This window comes from Thalassovita taeanensis (genome assembly GCF_900110775.1).
Lineage (GTDB): Bacteria > Pseudomonadota > Alphaproteobacteria > Rhodobacterales > Rhodobacteraceae > Litorimicrobium > Litorimicrobium taeanense.
The window spans coordinates 1-2,261 of sequence record NZ_FOEP01000035.1 but is presented as its reverse complement, the minus strand read 5'-3'; the positions used below and the strand labels follow the sequence as shown (position 1 = coordinate 2,261).

Annotated in this window: 1 protein-coding gene and 1 pseudogene; both read left to right on the top strand. The window is 61.3% G+C overall.

Annotated features, from left to right (window positions below; genetic code table 11):
* Nucleotides 1-114: 114 nt before the first annotated feature.
* A complete protein-coding gene (gene istA, locus BSF79_RS19370) occupies nt 115-1,614 on the top strand; it encodes an IS21 family transposase (RefSeq protein WP_090271472.1) in 1,500 nt (499 codons plus the stop codon).
* Nucleotides 1,614-2,261 (top strand): annotated as a pseudogene (gene istB / locus BSF79_RS19365) (IS21-like element helper ATPase IstB); the annotation flags it as partial. The gene istA and the pseudogene istB, both read left to right, overlap by 1 nt.

The following is a 2,261-nucleotide window of genomic DNA, read 5'->3' as shown; positions in this document are numbered from 1 at the left end:
GAACGGCTTGCAATAAGGACCCCGCTTCTGGGGTGATCGGCGTCCAAAATGGACCCCACCGACCGGGGGTTGGGTCCATTGTGCCTTCGATGATTATCGGAGGCCGAGCACGGGATGCTGATCGTGGAGACAATCGCAAAAATCAGGCGGCTACATTTCACCGAGGGCAAGGGGATCAAGACGATCTGCCGTGACCTGAAGCTGTCGAAGAAGGTGGTGCGGAAGGTGATCCGCACCGGGATTACCGAGTTCACCTATACCCGGACGGTGCAGCCGCGCCCGAAGCTGGGTGCCTGGCTGGGGGAACTCAACCGGCTGCTGGAGGTCAACGCCGCGCGGTCCAGCCGGGAACGTCAGTCTCTGATACAGATCTACGAAGAACTGAGCGGTCTCGGTTATGAAGGTGGGTATGACGCGGTGCGCCGCTACGCCTCGAACTGGGCACGCACTCAGAGTTCAGGCGCTTCTGCCGCCTTCGTGCCCCTGAGCTTTGCGCCCGGTGAAGCCTATCAGTTCGACTGGAGCCACGAGGTTGTGGTGATCGATGGGGCGACCACCACCATCAAAGTGGCCCATGTTCGCCTGTGCCACAGCCGGATGTTCTTTGTGCGGGCCTATCCGCGCGAGACGCAGGAGATGGTGTTCGATGCCCACGACAGGGCTTTCGCCTTCTTCAAGGGCACCTGCACCCGCGGGATCTACGACAACATGAAGACGGCGGTGGAGACCATCTTCACCGGCAAGGAACGCCTCTACAATCGTCGGTTCCTGCAGATGGCCAGCCATTATCTGGTCGAACCCGTTGCCTGCACCCCTGCTGCGGGTTGGGAGAAAGGCCAGGTGGAGAGCCAGGTCGGCACTGTCCGTCAGCGGTTTTTCGCGCCCCGCGTCAGGGTCAAGAGCTACGAGGAACTGAATGCCTGGCTGCTGGACAAGTGCATCGCCTCGGCCAGAACCAGCAAGCATCCGGAGCTGACGGACAAAACCGTCTGGCAGGTCTTCCAGGAAGAGCGCCCGCACCTTGTCCCCTATGCCGGGCGCTTCGACGGATTCCATTCACTGCCTGCGGCGGTGTCAAAGACCTGTCTCGTGCGCTTCGACAACAACAAATACTCCGTCGCGGCAACGGCTGTCGGGCGGCAGGTCGAGATCAGGGCCTATGCTGAGCGGATCGAGATCCGGCAGGAGGGCCGACTGGTCGGAGACCACCCGCGTCACTTCGGCCGGGACCGAACGGTTTACAATCCCTGGCATTATGTGCCTGTTCTGCTTCGCAAACCCGGGGCGCTGCGTAACGGCGCACCGTTCAAGGACTGGGTTCTTCCCGGAGCTCTTGAACAGATCCGCCGCAAGCTGCAGGGCTCCTCAGATGGCGACCGCCAGATGGTGAAGGTCCTCGGCGCTGTGCTGACGGAAGGGATGCCTGTGGTTCAAAAGGCATGTGCCGAAGCTCTCTCGCAAGGCGTCCATTCTGCCGATGTAATCCTCAATATTCTATCCCGCAGGCGAGATCCGGAACCACCACCGCTTCTGCTGACCTCTCCGGCCTTGCAGTTGACCCATGAGCCTGTGGCGGACTGCGCCCGTTATGATCTGCTGCGGAGGGCCTGCTGATGGATCGTGCTGACATCATGGCTGCAATGGGCGAGTTGAAGCTCTACGGGATGCGCGCCGCTTATGACGAACTCATGGCGGTGGCTGTGCGCCGCCAGCACGAACCCCGCCAGATCGTTGGAGATCAACGAGAAGAAAGCGCGGTCGGTCAAATACCAGATCACCACCGCCAAGCTGCCCTATGCCCGGGAGATCGAGGAGTTCACCTTCGATGACACCCCAATCAACGAGACCCTGGTGCGAGATCTGGCCAGCGGGGAGTTCCTCAGCCAACAGCGCAATGTCGTGCTGGTTGGCGGCACCGGGACCGGCAAGACCCATATCTCTGTGGCCATAGCGCGCGCGGTCATCCGCAATGGTGCCCGGGGCAGGTTCTTCAATGTCGTCGATCTGGTGAACAGGCTGGAGGCCGAGGCCCGTGCCGGACGGGCAGGCCGGCTTGCAGAACATCTGATGCGGCTCGACTTCGTCATCCTCGATGAACTCGGATACCTGCCATTCGCGCAGTCCGGCGGCCAGCTGCTGTTCCATCTGATCAGCAAGCTCTATGAGCAGACTTCCGTCATCGTCACCACCAACCTCGCATTCGGGGAGTGGCCGACCGTCTTCGGAGACGCAAAGATGACCACCGCGCTGCTCGACCGGCT